Origin of the sequence: Streptomyces sp. NPDC002573, from assembly GCF_042889625.1 — a bacterium.
Lineage (GTDB): Bacteria > Actinomycetota > Actinomycetes > Streptomycetales > Streptomycetaceae > Streptomyces > Streptomyces gibsoniae.
On sequence record NZ_JBIARC010000007.1, the window covers coordinates 112,533 to 127,595 of the forward strand.

12 protein-coding genes and 1 tRNA gene are annotated in these 15,063 nt (G+C 71.3%); 5 read left to right on the forward strand and 8 right to left on the reverse strand.

The features are described from left to right. Positions 1-67 precede the first annotated feature (67 nt). Entirely contained in the window at positions 68-3,328 is a 3,261-nt protein-coding gene (gene fdh / locus ACFYX0_RS09630; protein ID WP_388968471.1) for a formate dehydrogenase, read from the forward strand. Between the two features lie 25 nt (positions 3,329-3,353). Here the strand turns inward: fdh and selD are convergent, their stop codons facing one another. Next, entirely contained in the window at positions 3,354-4,376 is a 1,023-nt protein-coding gene (selD, locus tag ACFYX0_RS09635; RefSeq protein ID WP_388968474.1) for a selenide, water dikinase SelD, read from the reverse strand. A gap of 189 nt (positions 4,377-4,565) precedes the next feature. On the opposite strand from selD, the gene ACFYX0_RS09640 reads away from it, so the two are divergent. Both ACFYX0_RS09640 and ACFYX0_RS09645 read left to right on the forward strand, forming a co-directional pair. Next, a tRNA-Sec gene (locus ACFYX0_RS09640) sits at positions 4,566-4,661 on the forward strand. Between the two features lie 315 nt (positions 4,662-4,976). Beyond that, positions 4,977-5,570, forward strand: coding sequence for a DUF4352 domain-containing protein (locus ACFYX0_RS09645; protein ID WP_388968477.1), 594 nt, complete (start codon positions 4,977-4,979; stop codon positions 5,568-5,570). A 75-nt stretch (positions 5,571-5,645) separates the two neighbouring features. On the opposite strand, the gene ACFYX0_RS09650 is transcribed toward ACFYX0_RS09645, so the two are convergent. The 6 genes from ACFYX0_RS09650 to ACFYX0_RS09675 form a co-directional block, all read right to left on the reverse strand. Beyond that, positions 5,646-6,107, reverse strand: coding sequence for an excalibur calcium-binding domain-containing protein (locus tag ACFYX0_RS09650; RefSeq protein ID WP_388968480.1), 462 nt, complete (start codon positions 6,105-6,107; stop codon positions 5,646-5,648). 72 nt (positions 6,108-6,179) lie between these two features. Further along, a complete protein-coding gene (locus tag ACFYX0_RS09655) occupies positions 6,180-7,964 on the reverse strand; it encodes a SelB C-terminal domain-containing protein (protein ID WP_388968483.1) in 1,785 nt (594 codons plus the stop codon). 3 nt (positions 7,965-7,967) lie between these two features. After that, positions 7,968-9,350, reverse strand: a complete 1,383-nt coding sequence (gene selA, locus ACFYX0_RS09660) for an L-seryl-tRNA(Sec) selenium transferase (protein WP_388968486.1) — start codon at positions 9,348-9,350, stop codon at positions 7,968-7,970. 160 nt (positions 9,351-9,510) lie between these two features. Then, positions 9,511-9,825 carry an ANTAR domain-containing protein gene (locus ACFYX0_RS09665; RefSeq protein ID WP_388968489.1) on the reverse strand — a complete coding sequence of 105 codons (315 nt, stop codon included), beginning with the start codon at positions 9,823-9,825 and terminating at the stop codon, positions 9,511-9,513. 58 nt (positions 9,826-9,883) lie between these two features. Beyond that, positions 9,884-10,402, reverse strand: coding sequence for a hypothetical protein (locus ACFYX0_RS09670; protein WP_388968492.1), 519 nt, complete (start codon positions 10,400-10,402; stop codon positions 9,884-9,886). Positions 10,403-10,518: 116 nt separating this feature from the next. Beyond that, complete coding sequence (locus tag ACFYX0_RS09675; protein WP_388968495.1) at positions 10,519-11,106, reverse strand: hemerythrin domain-containing protein; 588 nt, start codon at positions 11,104-11,106, stop codon at positions 10,519-10,521. A gap of 246 nt (positions 11,107-11,352) precedes the next feature. On the opposite strand from ACFYX0_RS09675, the gene ACFYX0_RS09680 reads away from it, so the two are divergent. Together ACFYX0_RS09680 and ACFYX0_RS09685 are read left to right on the forward strand one after the other, a co-directional pair. After that, positions 11,353-11,820 (forward strand): MarR family winged helix-turn-helix transcriptional regulator, encoded by a 468-nt coding sequence (locus tag ACFYX0_RS09680; RefSeq protein WP_388968498.1) that lies wholly within the window; start codon positions 11,353-11,355, stop codon positions 11,818-11,820. Between the two features lie 122 nt (positions 11,821-11,942). Next, positions 11,943-13,610: an MFS transporter gene (locus ACFYX0_RS09685; RefSeq protein ID WP_388968790.1), complete on the forward strand. Its 1,668-nt coding sequence runs from the start codon at positions 11,943-11,945 to the stop codon at positions 13,608-13,610. Between the two features lie 389 nt (positions 13,611-13,999). Here the strand turns inward: ACFYX0_RS09685 and sbnA are convergent, their stop codons facing one another. Further along, on the reverse strand, positions 14,000-15,028 hold the full coding sequence (gene sbnA / locus ACFYX0_RS09690) for a 2,3-diaminopropionate biosynthesis protein SbnA (RefSeq protein ID WP_388968501.1): 1,029 nt from the start codon (positions 15,026-15,028) through the stop codon (positions 14,000-14,002). Positions 15,029-15,063: the final 35 nt, after the last annotated feature.

A 15,063-nucleotide genomic window follows, 5' to 3' on the forward strand; every position in this document is an offset into this window, starting at 1 on the left:
GGTCCCGAAGGGACGGAGTACACCGGGCACCGCGCTGAGGCACGGCACCACCGAAAGGGCGGACGGCATGGGCGTACGCACATGGATCGACTCCTGGCCGGTCTTCCGCCAGCTGACGGGGACGGATCCCCTGGGGCGCGGGGCCGCGGCCAAGAGCGGCGCCGGCGCATGGCTCGCTCCCCGGGTCGCCACCGCGGACCGGGTGGTCAAGTCGGTCTGCCCGTACTGTGCCGTCGGCTGCGGCCAGAACGTCTACGTCCAGGACGAGCGGGTGACCCAGATCGAGGGAGACCCGGACTCCCCCATCTCGCGCGGCCGGCTGTGTCCCAAGGGCGCGGCGAGCCTTCAGCTGACCACGGGGCACGCCCGTGAGCACTACGTCCTGTACCGCCGCCCGCACGCCACCGAGTGGGCGCGCCTCGACCTCGACACGGCGATGGACATGATCGCCGACCGGGTGATCGCGGCCCGTCGCGAGGGCTGGCAGTGGGAGGTCGACGAGACCCGCACCCGGCGCACGATGGGCTTCGCCAGCCTCGGCGGAGCGACGCTGGACAACGAAGAGAACTACCTGATCAAGAAGTTGTTCACCGCCCTGGGAGCGATTCAGATCGAGAACCAGGCGCGTGTTTGACACTCCTCCACCGTTCCCAGTCTGGGAACCTCGTTCGGACGCGGCGGCGCGACCACCTTCCAGCAGGACCTGCAGAACTCGGACTGCATCGTCATCCAGGGCTCGAACATGGCGGAATGCCATCCGGTCGGGTTCCAATGGGTGATGGAGGCCAAGGCCCGTGGCGCGAAGGTGATCCACATCGATCCGCGGTTCACCCGCACCAGCGCCCTGGCCGACCTTCATGTGCCGCTGCGCGCGGGCTCGGACATCGTCTTCCTCGGCGCCATCACCAACTACGTCCTGCAGAACGACAAGTACTTCCGCGACTATGTGGTGGCCTACACCAACGGGCCGGTCATCGTGCGGGAGGACTTCCGTGACACCGAGGACCTCGCCGGCGTCTTCTCCGGGCTGGACACCGACAGCCGCAGCTACGACAACAGCAGTTGGCAGTACGCGGGCACGGAGATGCAGGCGGCCTCCGGCGCACGCGACCAGGAGTACGAGAAGCGCCCCGAGGGCGGTAGCTCGGTCGCCGAGGCGGCCCGCGGTGAGGCCCATGGCGCGGGCGGCGCCGCCATCGGCGAGGGCGAGCCCGAACGCGACGAGACGCTGACCCATCCGCGCTGCGTCTTCCAGGTCCTCAAGCGGCACTACGCCCGCTACACGCCCGAGATGGTGGAGAAGATCTGCGGCGTGCCGCAGGACCTCTTCCGCCAGGTGTGCGAGCTGGTCACGGGGAACTCCGGGCGCGAGCGGACCACCGCCTTCGCCTACGCGGTCGGCTGGACCCAGCACACCGTGGGCGTTCAGTACATCCGCGCGGCCGCGATCCTGCAGACCTTGCTCGGCAACATCGGCCGGCCGGGCGGCGGCATCCTGGCCCTGCGCGGGCATGCCTCCATCCAGGGCTCGACCGACATCCCGACCCTGTTCAACCTGCTGCCCGGGTACATCCCCATGCCGCACGCGCACAAGAACGAGGACCTCGACGCCTTCGTGAACGCCGAGGCGGCCCACAAGGGCTACTGGGGCAACATGCGCTCGTACCTGGTGAGCCTGCTCAAGGCGTACTGGGGCGACGCCGCCACCCCCGACAACGACTTCTGCTTCGACTACCTCCCGCGGCTGACCGGCTCGCACTCCACCTACGAGACGGTGATGGCCCAGCTCGAGGGCACCTGCAAGGGCTACTTCCTGTTCGGTGAAAACCCCGCGGTCGGCTCGGCCGACGCCAAGATGCAGCGCCTCGGCATGGCCAACCTGGACTGGCTCGTCGTACGGGACTTCTCCCTGATCGAGTCGGCCAGTTGGTGGAAGGACGGGCCGGAGATCGAGACGGGCGAGCTGCGCACCGAGGACATCCGCACCGAGGTGTTCTTCCTGCCGGCCGCGGCGCACACCGAGAAGGACGGCAGCTTCACCAACACACAACGACTGCTGCAGTGGCACCACGCGGCGGTCGAGCCGGCCGGCGAGTCCCGCAGCGACCTGTGGTTCACCTTCCACCTCGGCCGAATCATCCGCCGCAAGCTCGCCGGATCGACCGACGAGATGAACCGCCCGGTGCTCGACCTGACATGGGACTACCCCACGAGGGGCGAGCTCGCCGAGCCGGACGCGGAGGCGGTCCTCGCCGAGATCAACGGCCATGACACCGAGGGGAATCCGCTGTCCTCCTACGAGCAGCTCGCCTCCGACGGCTCCACGGTCTGCGGCTGCTGGATCTACTGCGGGGTGTACGCCGACGGCGTCAACCAGGCGGCCCGCCGAAAGCCGGGCAGGGAGCAGAACTGGGTGGCCAGCGAGTGGGGCTGGGCCTGGCCGGCCAACCGCCGCGTCCTGTACAACCGGGCGTCGGCCGACCCGGACGGCAAACCCTGGAGCGAGCGCAAGGCACTGGTGTGGTGGGACGAGGGCCAGGCCAGGTGGGTCGGTCACGACATCGCCGACTTCGCCGCGACCAAGTCGCCGCGATATAAGCCGTCTTCGGACACCACCGGGGCGGAGGCCCTCTCGGGCACCGATCCGTTCATCATGCAGGCCGACGGCAAGGCCTGGCTGTATGTGCCCTCCGGGCTGACCGACGGTCCGCTGCCGGCCCACTACGAGCCGCAGGACTCGCCGTTCCCCAACCTGCTGTACGAGCAGCAGCGCAATCCGGTACGGCAGTTGCTGCCACCGCACCCCGACAACCGCTACCAGCCGAGCGGCGGCGAGCCGGGAACGGAGGTGTTCCCGTACGTGGCCACCACCTATCGGCTCACCGAGCACCACACCGCGGGCGGGATGTCCCGCTGGCAGCCCTATCTGGCGGAACTGCAACCGGAGTTCTTCTGTGAGGTGTCTCCCGAGCTCGCGGCCGAGCGCGGCCTGGAGCACACCGGCTGGGCCACGATCGTCAGCGCCCGCAACGTCATCGAGGCACGTGTGCTCGTCACCGACCGGGTTCGGCCCCTGACCGTGCACGGGCGCACCCTGCACCAGGTCGGACTGCCCTACCACTGGGGTCCGAACGGCTACAGCACGGGAGATGCGGCCAACGAGCTGGTGCACATGGCCCTCGACCCCAACACCCATATCCAGGAGACCAAGGCGTTCGCCGTCGACATCCGGCCGGGCCGCCGCCCGCGCGGCCCGGCCGCGGTGGAGCTGGTGCGGGTCTACCGGGCGCGGTCCGGGATCGACGATCACACCGGTACGGAGCCGTGACCCTGCGGCGGCCGGGCCGCGGGCCTCACTTCAGCACGATCGAGTGGGGCCCGCGCGGGACGAGTTCCCCGACCACCGGCGCCCCGGGCACCTCCCCCGCCACGAGCAGACCGCCCGAGGTCTGCGCGTCGGCCAGGAGCAGCCGGGTGTCGGTGTCCGTGTCCCCGAAGTCCGTGTACGGCGTGACCCACTCCAGATTGCGCCGGGTACCGCCGCTGACGTAGCCGTCGCGGACGGCCTCCCGTGCCCCGTCGAGATACGGGACGGCGAATGTGTCGATCACGGCGGTCACGCCGGACGCCCGCGCCAGTTTGTGGAGATGACCGAGCAGGCCGAAGCCGGTCACGTCCGTGGCACAGCGGGCACCCGCGTCCAGAGCCGCGGTGGCCGCGTCCCGGTTGAGCTTCACCATGGTGGCGATGGCCTGCTCGAACCGCTCGCCCGTGGTCTTGTGCCGGTTGTTAAGGACGCCCAGACCGAGAGGCTTGGTCAGCGACAGCGGCAGACCCGGCCGCCCGGCGTCGTTGCGCAACAGCCGTGACGGATCGGCGAGTCCGGTGACGGCCATGCCGTACTTGGGTTCGGGATCGTCCACGCTGTGGCCGCCGCCCACATGGCAGCCGGCCTCGACCGCCACGTCCAGTCCACCGCGCAGCACTTCGCGCGCCAGGTCGAAGGACAGCACCTCGCGCGGCCACGCCAGCAGGTTGACGGCGACCAGCGGACGGCCGCCCATCGCGTACACGTCGGACAGGGCGTTGGCGGCGGCGATGCGCCCCCAGTCGTACGGATCGTCGACGACGGGGGTGAAGAAGTCGGCCGTGGCCACCACTGCGGCCGCGGCGGCGCCATGGGCGGCGGGGAGGGTGACGACGGCGGCGTCGTCACCGGTGGCCGGCCCGACGAGGAGCGAGCTGCCGGCCGCGACCGGCGGCGCCGTCAGCGCGCCGACGATGTCCTCCAGCTCACCGGGCGGGATCTTGCAGGCACACCCGCCGCCGTGCGCGAACTGGGTGAGCCGTACGGGTGTCTCACGCGTCGAGGTCATAGCGGGCTCCTTCGTCGGAGGGTGGGTCGCGGCCACATGTGTGCGCACCGCGCTGGGAGTACCGCCGTAGGGCCTGGTCGAACATGCCACCGCCGATTTCGGCGGGGCGGACGGGAATCGAACTCGCCTGCTCCAGGGGGTGTGGCCGGTGCGGGCCGGGGCAGGCGTTCCAGTAGCCTGACGGGCGGTGGAGGCGTGTGGGTGCCTGGTGGCCCTCCCGGTCTTCAAAACCGAGGTGTCCGAGGATCTCGGGCAGGCGGGTTCGATTCCCGTCCGCCTCCGCCAAGGTATCCGCCCCGACCGGCGCGACCGCGGAGCCACTCGCACGCCCGGCCGCCCGGGGACGGAACACGGTCGCCCCACGGCCCGCGCACCGGGCATCCGAGAGCGTGAGCGCAAGGACCGCACGTCCCCGTCCCGCCGACGCGACTTCCCACCGCGGTACCCGCTCCTCCTCCGCAGGCACCGGCCTCTTCGTCAAGGCGACGACAGAATCGGCCTTCAGGTTCCCCCAGCCCTCAACTTTTTTGATGGAACGTGCAACCATACGATTCCTTCACATGCCCTTCACATGCGAACCACAACAACCCTGAGGGACCCATGCGCACCCGTACTCACATCAGACTCGCCACCGCTGCCGCCGTCGATGCACTCGCTCTCACCGCGTGCAACCCGGGCAGTTCCGTCGTCGACAAGCCGAAGGCCAATGCCTCCGCCAAGGCCGACACCGGCAAGGGCACCGCGAAGAACACCACCAAGAAGAGCGCCGCGCCCAAGGTGGCCAAGGCCGGCGACACCATCACCGCGAAGGGCATGGACGACGGCAGCCAGCTCGACGTCACCCTCGTCAAGGTCGCCGACCCCGCGAAGTCCAGCGACGAATTCACGACCCCGGAGGCCGGCAAGCGGTTCGTCGGCGTGCAGTTCCGGCTCGTCAACACCGGAACCAAGACCTACAGCGACAGCCCCTCCAACGGCGCCCAGATCGCCGACAGCGAGGGTCAGCAGTTCGAGTCGACGTTCGCCGACATCACCGCCGGCCCGTCCATGTCGTCAGATGTGAAGTTGAAGCCCGGCGCGAAGGCGCTCGGCTGGATCGTCTTCGAGGTGCCCAAGGGCTCGAAGGTGGCGACGGTCCAGTTCACGATGGACTCCGGATTCTCCGACCAGACCGCCGAGTGGAAGCTGTCCTGATCTGACGCCGGCCCGGCCGTGGTGGGGGCACGGCCGGGCTTCGTGCTCATCCGGCGTCTCGGCGGCTCCCTGTCCTCACTCGCACGCGACGCCGTCGCCGTCCCGGTCGAGATGGGAGTCGTACCCGGGCTGGCCCTGGTAGAGGGGTGCCACCCCCGCCGCGCGAGCCGCGCTGCAGTTGGCGTAGTAGACGCTGCCGCCCCCTCCGCCGCTGCTGTCGTCGCTGCCCGAGCCTCCACCCGCTGCCACGGCCTTCGCGGTGACCGTGACGTGGACCTGCACGGTCTTGGTGGCGGTGACGGTCGGTGCCGGCTGAGGCGTCGCGGTCTCGGTGGCCGTCGCGGTCGCCGTGACCGTGGCGGTCGGCAGGACGCTGTCGGCTGCAGCCTTCGTCTTGGTGTTGGTCTCCTGTCCGCTGCCGCCGGCCCCCACACCGACGAAGAACGCGAGTGCCAGTGCGGGAAGCACATAGCGCTTCCGTGCCCACTTCGGCACGGGTCTGACTGGTTGAGACGGCATGGTGTACGGGTTTGTCATCTGTCCCCCCAATGTGTCGGACCGACGACGGTAGCGACTGCTTGGGACGCCTGTGCCGGTCCGGGACAGTAGTCACCTGTTCGTAATCCCGCAGCGGCGGCGCTGGGTGTCCACCCGGTGCGTGAACCCCCGCGCATCCAGGAACTCCAGCAAGGGCACAGCCACCCTGCGGGTGGTGTCCAGGGCTCGGCGGGCCTCGCTGAGGGTGAACGGCTGGGGCAGCCGGCGCAGGACGTCGGCGGCGCGGCTGTCCGCACCCGGGAGCAGCACGATACCGTCCGCCACCGCCAGCAGCGCCCCCGCGGACACCGCGGCGGTCAGCGCCTTGCGGGTGAGGCCCAGTTCCCGGAGACGATCCGCCTCCGGAGCGCGGAACGGCGCCGCCGCCAGTTCACGCCGTACGGCGTCGACGGCCGCTGCGAGGGGCGGAGGAAGCGTGGGCCGGTCGTCGCCGGGGCCGTACAACCGGCCCTGCCGCCGCCTCAGTTCCATGGCGCCGGGCGCCTCGGCGAGGGCGTCCACCAGCGATCTGTCGGGCAGGCCGAGCAGGCGCCGCGCCGCCTCGGCCGGCAGGCCCGGCTCCAACGGGTGCCGCTGTGCGTGACGTTCAACCTCGGCGGCCAGCCGCTCGCGCAACCCCGCCCAGTGGGTCTCGTCCACGAGCCAGTCCCCGACCAGGGGCGCGGCAGGCGGCGGTACGCCCATCGCCACCAGTTCGGAGCGGCGCACGAGGCGGCGCCGCCGTAGCTCCGCGGGGCCGTCCGGACAGCCCGTCATGGCGGCGAGCTCCGCCGCCCTGGCCCGGCCCGCGCCCCGCCGGGTCAGCCGGGGCGGGCGCACATCGAGCACGGTCACTCCGCAGGGCGGGCGCCGGCCGCCCGGTTCCCGCAGCACCGCGCGGTCGCCGACGCGCAGGGGCAGTGCGCGGCCCAGGATCAGCCTCGCTGTGTCCTCGCCCAGGGGTCGTACCGTCACGGGAACGGCGGCCGTACCGATGTGCAGGGTGACCCCACGGGGCAGTTCACCGGCCGGCTCGCCGGTGATGCGGACATCGGTCACGCCGGTGAGCAGCCAGCGGTCCGGGGCCAGCAGCACCTGCCCCCGCCGTAGGGCGTCGGCCGTGGAGCCGTGCACATTGACGGCCACCCGGGCCACCCCGCCGACCGCGGACCGTTCCTCGTGCAGGCACTGGAGTCCGCGCACGCGCAGTGCCGTTGAGCCGTCCCCCGTCACCAGGCGGTCGCCGACCCGAAGGGTGCCCGCACCGAGCGTGCCGGTCACCACCGTGCCGTGGCCGCGTACCGTGAAGGCGCGGTCCAGCCACAGCCGTGTGTCCGCGTCCACGGGCGGGTCCGGCAGCGCACCGGCCAACCGGGCCAACTCGGTGCGCAGTTCGTCCAGTCCGGCACCGGTCACGGCGCTCACCGCGACGGACGGCACGCTGCCGAGTGAGGTGGCGCCCATGCGCGCGACGGCGTCGGCCCGTACGGGTTCGGGGTCCGCCAGGTCGCTACGGGTCACCGCGAGCACGGCGTGCCGCACCCCGAGCGCGTCGAGGATCGCCAGGTGTTCCTGCGACTGCGGCTGCCAGCCCTGGTCGGCGGCCACCACGAACAGGACGGCGGGCACGGGCCCCACCCCGGCGAGCATGGTCGCGACGAACTTCTCGTGACCCGGCACATCGACGAAGGCGAGATGTTCCCCGTCCGGGGCGAGCCGGGTCCACACAAAGCCGAGATCGAGGGTGAGTCCCCTGCGGCGTTCCTCCTCGAAGCGGTCGGGTTCCATTCCGGTGAGCGCCCGTACCAGGGCGGACTTGCCGTGGTCGACATGCCCGGCGGTGGCCAGGACCCGCATGCGCTACCTCCTCGCGGCCGACCGCACGGCGTCGGCGAGCCGCTCGTCGTCCTCGCGCGGTACCGCTCTCAGGTCGAGGAGGCATCGCCCCGCCTCCAGGCGGCCGACCACGGGGACGGCCCCGGTGCGCAGTACGGCCGCGAGGGACTCGGGCAGGGAGAGCGCCGCGCTGGGCAGGGTGACTCCGGGCGCGCCGCCGCCTCCGACGGTCGCCGCGCTCTCCACGGCCCGTACGTCGATGCGGTCGGCGCTCAGCTCGTCGGCGAGTCGGAGGGCGCGGTCCATGAGGTCGGCCGGGTCGGCGGCCAGAGCGGCGGCGGTCGGGGTCTGCGGCCCGGTGAGCGTCGCCTCCAGGGCGGCCAGGGTCAGCTTGTCCACCCGCAGGGCACGGGCGAGGGGATGGCGGGACAGGGTGCGGACCAACTCCGCCTCCCCGAGGAGCAGTCCGCACTGCGGTCCGCCGAGCAGTTTGTCGCCGCTCGCGGTGACGAGTGAGGCTCCGGCGCGCAACTGGGTCTCGGCATCGGGTTCCTCGGGCAGCAGGGGGTGCGGTGCCGGCAGGCCGGAGCCGATGTCGACGACCACGGGGACGCCCAGCGCGGCCAGTTCGCCGGTCTCGGCGGCGCGGGTGAATCCGGTGATGCGGAAGTTCGAGGGGTGCACCTTCAGTACGAACCCGGTCTCCGGGCCGATCACGGCAGCGTAGTCGGCGACGGTGGTGCGGTTGGTGGTGCCGACCTCGCGGAGCCGGGCCCCGGTGGAGACGAGGAGGTCCGGGAGCCGGAAACCGTCCCCGATCTCCACCATCTCCCCCCGGCTGATGACGATGTCCTTGCCCGCGGCCAGCGCGGTGGCGGCGAGGACCAGCGCGGCGGCGCCGTTGTTGACGACGTGTACGGCGGCGGCGGACGGAACCTGGTCGCCCAGGGCCCGCAGCGCGGTGCGACCGCGGCGGGCGCGGACGCCGGTGCGCAGGTCGAGTTCGACGTCCGTCGGTCCGCCGGCCTCGTGCACGGCCTGCCGGGCGGCCGCCGACAGGGAGGCCCGGCCGAGGTTGGTGTGCAGCAGGACACCGGTGGCGTTGATCACCGACCGCAGTCCACCGGCCGTGGCGGGCAGCAGGGCGACCGCCGCGTCCTCCACCTGACCCGGCGCGATGCTGCCTGCCCGGGCCTGCTCCTGCGCCTGCCGCACCGCCTCCTTCACGACACGCGGTCCCAGTCGGCGCGCTGCCCGGGACAGCCGAGGATCACGCAGTACGGCGTCGGTGCGCGGAATCCGCCGTCGTACGTCGGCGGTGTCGCCGCGCGACGACGGGCCGTCCGTGCCGGGCGCGGCCGTCGCGCGGCGCTCGCCGGTCCCGTCCGCCGCGGCCTGGCGCTCCATGCGGCCCCTCCCTCGTCGGTCCCGCTGGCTGTCCGGGACGCCTCATCGTCTCCCAGTGCCCGCGGCCGGCCGTTCGACACGCCGGGACGGCGGCGGGAGGGGCGCGGGTGGCGGCCGCGGTGCGCTGCGGTACGGGACTCAGCGATCTGCGCCACGGGGATCACCGATCTGTGCGGGAGCCGATCCTGTTGCGCTCCAGGGCCCGCCTGAACTCGTCCAGCTCCGGCTGGGGCAGGTCACCGCCCTGAGCGAACTTGAGGACGTGTTCGGCGATGAGGCTCAGCTTGGTGTTGGTGCGCTGCGAGACGTCCCGCAGTACCCCCCAGGCCTCGTCCTGCCGGATCCGTCCGAGCACGATCACGGCGCCTATCGCCTGGTCGACCAGAGCGTGAGAGGACACGGCACGCTGCAGTTGCCGATTCTCCACCCGCAGCCGCTCGCACTCCCGGGCAAGTTCCGTGGCGCCTGCTGTCACAGTTCCACCTTCCCCCAGGAGATCTCCGAGCACGACTCAAACTTGCGTAACGCCCTGTTCACGGTCGGGTAAGACGGGTCCGCTCGTGCTGTCCCATGTCCACCGTGGTGGTGAGGCGCACCAGGCAGGGCCCGCGCGGGGTCGAGCCGAACCCGAATCGCACGGGGGGCCGGACCGGGCCGAGGGAGCCCAGGTCCTCGTCCTCGAAGCGCACCATGGCAGCGGTGATGCGGTGCAGGTCCTTCGCCCCGTACCACTCGTAGCGGCCGCCGCCCGCGCTGCCGCAGGTGCGTGCGCCCAGCAGCAGCCATGCCGGCCGGGTCGTCCACGCGGCCCAGGCGGGACGGGCGGCGAGCGGCCCGGGCACGGCTCTCAGCAGCCGCCCTACGGCACCTCGGCTGCCCAGGGAGAAGCGCAGTCGCAGCGCGCCGGCCGTGACCGTCCAGTCCCGCTCGGTGGCGTCCACCCGGACCGGCGTCACCCGCACCTCGTCGAAGACATAGGTGCCGGCGATGAAGTCCGCCGTCTGCGCGGAGGGAGCCAGCAGGAGGCGGTGCCCGTCCCGCCGCTCCAGCATCACGTCACTGAACGCCCCGAACGGCGACCGTGCCCAATGCCCCACCACCACACGGGTGCCGGACGACGTACCGATCCCGGCGATCCAGCCGTCGAAGCGCAGCCGGCCTCGCCTTGTCAGGTGCCGCCCCGGGACCGGGTGAGGGCGTCCTTGACGCGGTCGACCATGGAGGCGAAGGGCCCGGTCAGCCACTGGGCTGCGGTCGATCCCGCGGCGCGCGGGTGCGGATGGGTGGGTGCCAGCTTCTCCGCCGTCATGAGCAGCGCGCCCATGCCCTTGAGCTGGTTCTCGTCGCAGCCCTGACGCACAGCGGGGAACTCCTCCTGCTCCTCGTGCTCGGCGTGGGCGATCACGGACCGCTCGAAGGCGGCGATCTGGGAGTCGAACTCGGGGCTGCCGACGTCCACCTTCTCCAGCTGGGCGAGGACCTTGTTGGCTTCCTCCTCCTCATGGTTACGCGCCTCGGCCTCGGCCGCTCCGGCCGTTCTCCTCGCCGTCGGGCGCAGGATCATCTCCTCCGCCGTCTCATGAATGGCCAGCAGAGCCCTCAGCTCGTCGAAGATCTCTCTCTTCTGCTCCGCCTGTGCGCTCTTGACCTCGGTGAACAGGTCCCGGATCCGGGCGTGCTGCTCCAGCAGGATGCGGACCACGTCGCCCTCGGGAAGCCGCGCCGCCTCCTCGCGTTCCATCGTCGCGTTGCTCACGGCGGGGTTCCTCCTCTCCTTGTCGGCCGTCGGCCTCTCCGGGCGGGTAACCCTGACCGGGCCCGGCAAACGGAACGCCGAGCACGTCCCGCCCCGCGGCGCACGGTCGCTGCTGCAATCAGGTGCACCCCCTGCCGAACCCGAGGGAGAACGTCCCCGAGGTTGTACCGCGTCAACCGGCGGCAGCTCGACGATTACTAACACGTGATTGAACAGTCCAGGCTGATAAACCTAGTGTTATTACCTGTGAAGGCAGACAAACAGACCGGACCCGATCGCGTCGCCGTCGAGGCGGACGTCGACAGCCTCGCCTCCGGCCTGCGACTGGCCGTGGGCCGGATGACCCGGCGGCTGCGCCAGGCGCACGCCGTAGGGGACGTGACCCTCTCCGGAGTGTCGGTGCTCGCCCGGCTCGCGGCCGAAGGCCCCGGATACCCGGGGTCGCTCGCGGACCTGGAGCGCGTACGGCCGCAGGCGATGGCCAGCACGCTGGCCGGGCTCGAACAGCGTGGACTGGTGCGTCGTACACCTGACGCGGCCGACGGACGGCGGGCAGTCGTGGCGATCACCGAGGAGGGCCGGGCGATGCTGGCGGAGCGGCGTTCGGAGTCCGTCCACCGGCTCTCGGCGGCCCTGGAGGAGTTCACGGCCCAGGAGCGGGACACGCTCGCGTCGGCCGTGCCACTCCTCGACCGACTGGCGGCCCGGCTGTGAGCGCGGGCGCCCGGGGCAACGCTGGCCGACCCGGCACAGGCCGCCGACGGGACCTGCCCGCGGGCCCCGGCTACAAGTGGGTCGCCCTGTCCAACACCACCCTCGGTGTGCTGATCGCGACGATGGACGCCTCCATCGTGATCATCTCGCTGCCCGCGATCTTCCGCGGGATCGGCCTGGACCCGCTCGCGCCCGGCAACATCGGCTATCTGCTCTGGATGATCCTGGGCTATCTGCTGGTGTCGGCGGTGCTCGTCGTCGTCCTCGGCCGGCTCGGCGACATGTTCGGCCGGGTCAGGATCTACAACCTCGGGTTCCTGATCTTCGCCGTCGCGTCCGTCGCGTTGTCCCTGGATCCGTTCCGGGCGGGCGCGGGGGCCCTGTGGCTGATCCTGTGGCGCATCGTACAGGCGTTCGGCGGCTCCATGCTGACCGCCAACTCGGCCGCCATCCTCACCGACGCCTTCCCCGCCCGGCAACGCGGTATGGCCCTCGGCATCAACCAGATCACCGCGCTCGCCGGTCAGTTCCTGGGCCTCCTGGCCGGCGGACTGCTCGCCGCCGTGGACTGGCGGGCCGTGTTCTGGGTGAGCGTGCCGGTCAGCATCACGGGGACGATCTGGTCGTATCTGAGCCTGCGCGAGACCGCGGCGGGCCGCCGCGGCCGCATCGACTGGCTGGGCAACATCACCTTCGCGGCGGGCGCGGGAATCCTGCTCGCCGGCATCACCTACGGCATCCAGCCCTACGGCTCCAGTGCCACCGGCTGGGGCAACCCCTGGGTGCTCAGCGGGCTGTTCGGCGGCGGCGCCCTGCTGCTGCTCTTCTGCTACGCGGAGACGCGCGTCGCCGAGCCCATGTTCCGGCTGGCCCTGTTCAGGGTGCGGGCGTTCGCCGCGGGCAATGTGGCCGCCCTGCTGACCGCAATCGCGCGCGGCGGGCTGCAGTTCATGCTGATCATCTGGCTGCAGGGCATATGGCTGCCGCTGCACGGCTACGCCTTCGAGGACACGCCGCTGTGGGCGGGCATCTTCATGCTGCCGCTGACGCTGGGCTTCCTGATCGCCGGTCCTCTGTCCGGCTATCTGTCGGACCGGTTCGGCGCCCGGGTGTTCTCCACGGCGGGGCTGGTCGTCGTGGCGGCGTCCTTCCTGGGACTGCTCACCCTGCCGGTCGATTTCGACTACACGACGTTCGCGGCACTGCTGCTGCTCAACGGCCTGGGCCAGGGCATGTTCTCCTCGCCGAACACGTCGTCGATCATGGGCAGCGTGCCGCCGGAGCACCGGGGCGTCGCCTCGGGCATGCGCTCGACCTTCCAGAACTCGGGGACCGCCCTGTCCATCGGGGTGTTCTTCTCGCTGATGGTCTCCGGGCTGGCCTCGTCGCTGCCCACGACCCTCAGGTCCGGGCTCACGGCGCACGGCGTCCCGGCCGCCGCGGCGCAGCACGCGGCGTCACTGCCGCCGGTCAGCACCCTGTTCGCCACCTTCCTCGGCAACAACCCCATCGAGCACCTGCTCGCCTTCGGCGGAACGCTCTCCCATCTCTCGGCGGCCCAGCGTGCCGCCCTGACCGGTCACAGCTTCTTCCCACGGCTGGTCTCCGGTCCCTTCCACCACGGGCTGACCATCGTCTTCGCCGTGGCCGCGGGCATGGCCCTGGTCTCCGCGCTCGCCTCGGCGCTGCGCGGCGGACACGCTCCCACGCCGGAGCGCACACCGCAGGACGGGCCGGCCGTCGCCCGTACCAAGGAAGCGCAGGGACAGCACAACGCGCCCTCCGCATGACGTATCCGTCCCGGGACACCGGCGAACGGTGTCCCGGGGCGAGAGGTCCCACGGCCACCGGTCCGCCCATGGGCGCTCCGGTGGCCGACGGCGTCCCGGGCTCGGGACAGCTGCTAGGTCCTGTCGTCAAACTCGCGTCGCCGCCCAGAGGGCGGCCTTGCTGCGGCGTGGGGGCCCCTCCCGCTCGAGCGAAGCCGAGAGTGGGGGAGCGTGCTCTGGGGGTACCCCCTGCTCGAAGAGCTTGGGGGAGTGCCGGACTCGGCCCCTCGTACCGGGTGTACTCGGGGCCGTGTCCGGCGCGGCGGTGGGGGCACCGCCCGCGCGAGCGAAGTCGAGCGCGGGCGAGCGGGCGTGGCGTCGCGGGGCAGGCGGGAGTTTGACGACAGGGCCTAGGCGTCAGGGCTTCGGCGGGAAGCCCGGGATCGGGGCTCACCTCCCCGGGGATCCTTCGTGAGCTCCTCCTCGTCGAAGAGGAGCTCGTCGCCGTACAGCGCCTCGAGCCAGTTGCTCTGGTAGATGGTGTCGAGGTAGCGCTCGCCGAGGTCCGGAGCGATACCCACCGCGGTCAGACCGCGGGTGTCATGGCGGGACAGCCAGTCCATCGCACCGCTGACCACCGTGCCCGTGGAGCCGCCGAAGAGGAATCCACGGCGGGCCAGCCGGTGGCAGGCGCGGATGGTGTCCGCCTCCTCGACCCGGATCACCTCGTCCACGAAGGACTCGTCCAGCAGCGGCGGGCGCATGCTCATGCCCAGACCGGGGATCATTCGGCGGCCCGGCTTGCCGCCGAAGGCCACCGATCCGACGCTGTCCACGGCGACGATCCGCACGGGCCTGTGCCACTCCCGGAAGTAGCGCGCACAGCCCATCAGGGTGCCGGTGGTGCCCGCACCGATGAACAGCACGTCCAGCTCCGGGAACTCCTCGGCGATCTCCGGTGCCGTGGTGCGGTAGTGCGCGCGCCAGTTGCCCGGGTTGGTGTACTGCCCGAGCCACACATACCGGTCGTCCGACGCGCACAGCTCGCGTACGTAGTCGATCCGCGCACCCAGGAAGCCGCCGTTGGCATCCAGGTCGGCGACGATGTGCACCTGGCTGCCGAGCGCCTCCATCAGGAGCCGGGTCGACAGATTGCAGCGTGAGTCCGTGACGCACAGGAACCGGTAGCCCTTGCTGGCCGCGATTATGCTGAGCGCCACGCCCAGGTTTCCGGAGGAGGACTCGACGAGAATCGAGTCCGGCTTCAGGACTCCATCCCGTTCGGCGGTCTCCACCATCTCGATGGCTGCCTTCAGCTTGATCGAGCCCGCGAAGTTGAAGCCCTCGCACTTCAGGTACAGAGAACGCCCGAAGATCGGCTCGAGGTCGACGTACAGCTGGCTTTCGTTGAAGGCGTGAGGAGCGGTTATGACGGGCACGGTGGCCTCCTGGTGCCAGGGCCGAGGGAAGGTCG

Bases quoted from the DNA above. Each gene is read 5' to 3' on its own strand.
- selA (WP_388968486.1), bottom strand. From the start codon at position 9,350: ATGGAGCGCCAGGCCGCGGCGGACGGGACCGGCGAGCGCCGCGCGACG.
- ACFYX0_RS09670 (WP_388968492.1), bottom strand. From the start codon at position 10,402: ATGCTGGAGCGGCGGGACGGGCACCGCCTCCTGCTGGCTCCCTCCGCG.
- ACFYX0_RS09650 (WP_388968480.1), bottom strand. From the start codon at position 6,107: ATGACAAACCCGTACACCATGCCGTCTCAACCAGTCAGACCCGTGCCG.
- selD (WP_388968474.1), bottom strand. From the start codon at position 4,376: ATGACCTCGACGCGTGAGACACCCGTACGGCTCACCCAGTTCGCGCAC.
- ACFYX0_RS09645 (WP_388968477.1), top strand. From the start codon at position 4,977: ATGCGCACCCGTACTCACATCAGACTCGCCACCGCTGCCGCCGTCGAT.
- ACFYX0_RS09685 (WP_388968790.1), top strand. From the start codon at position 11,943: ATGGACGCCTCCATCGTGATCATCTCGCTGCCCGCGATCTTCCGCGGG.
- ACFYX0_RS09655 (WP_388968483.1), bottom strand. From the start codon at position 7,964: ATGCGGGTCCTGGCCACCGCCGGGCATGTCGACCACGGCAAGTCCGCC.